The 1,094-nt window shown below is 33.5% G+C and carries 1 pseudogene; it reads right to left on the bottom strand.

Annotated elements, in window-relative coordinates:
• Positions 1–46: 46 nt before the first annotated feature.
• Positions 47–448: pseudogene (locus tag TY19_RS06640) on the bottom strand (hypothetical protein); the annotation flags it as partial.
• Between the last annotated feature and the right edge of the window lie 646 nt (positions 449–1,094).

Here is a 1,094-nt window from a genome sequence, read left to right as displayed (position 1 = left end):
CTACAAATTTTTTTTGAAGGCAATTATACACGATTAAAAGATTTTAAACAGGTTCTAAGGGAACTTTAAAGTTAGCGTCCATCAGGAAATTAAGCAAAAGCGTAAAGTCTTTTTGTGTTAAATCGAGAGGGTGTTGCAGGGTTTCTTGAAATTGCCCCGACCATAGATTCTTAAAGTAATATGATTTTTCCCTTAATAAATCTAGCTGAGAAGGAGAAATAGTTAGAAAAGTTCCCTCTTGAAAGCTCAGTTGAATTTCATCAGATGAAGGTGAAAGAGCGGAAGCTGGGATCGTTGGCGTACTACTTTCTTCTAAATTAGGCAAAGGATTGCCTAAGGGAGTATTTTCATTCTCAAGTTGATCGTTAATGTCTTGCGGGGGATAGTAAGATGGAGACGTTGTATGGGCAAGATGACTAGGATTAAACCCAAAATTAGAGATATTCAAAATAGCCACCCCAATAAGTAAAATAAATTTTCATTTATAATATTTTAACAATATGATGGATAGATAAAAATTATTGCAATATTAATAAGTTAAAATAGGCAGCCACATTTAAAGAAAAAGTTTCATTTTATCAATGAAGGGTTATTAAAAACCAAATAAGGATCAATATGGTTCAAACTTAGACTCCTCAGTTTTTGTTTTGATAATGTCTTAAGTCTATGAGATGATAGAATCAGGAAACAAACGGGTTATAAGATCTCTGATACGATTAGAGGACATATTTGATTAACCGAGCAGATAACGCATGGGTCAATCAGAAAGGGAAATTACAAAAAACTCTCAAATTTCTAGTTTAAGCCGTAGGCTTACCTCAATTGCCAAGCTCACAAATTAGCTAAACAGCCTTTCGACAAAAATTGTCCTGAAATACAGGAAGTCTGGAAAGGAATAAAAAATAAATTAGGATCTGTCCGAATCCGTAAAGATCCGATTTTATTAGATGATTTACGCAAGATGATTGAATCAATCAATAATGACAATAGTAAAGCAAATTACTTGTCAGGAATGCGTGAAAAGGCTTTATTGTTACTGGGATTTGTAGGCGCATTTCGAAGATCAGAATTAGTTTCTTTAACGATTGATGACA

The sequence above is a fragment of the Candidatus Protochlamydia sp. R18 genome (assembly GCF_000648255.1).
Lineage (GTDB): Bacteria > Chlamydiota > Chlamydiia > Chlamydiales > Parachlamydiaceae > Protochlamydia > Protochlamydia amoebophila.
The sequence above is the reverse complement of the archived record's forward strand: the minus strand, read 5'-3'. Positions and strand labels throughout refer to the sequence as shown.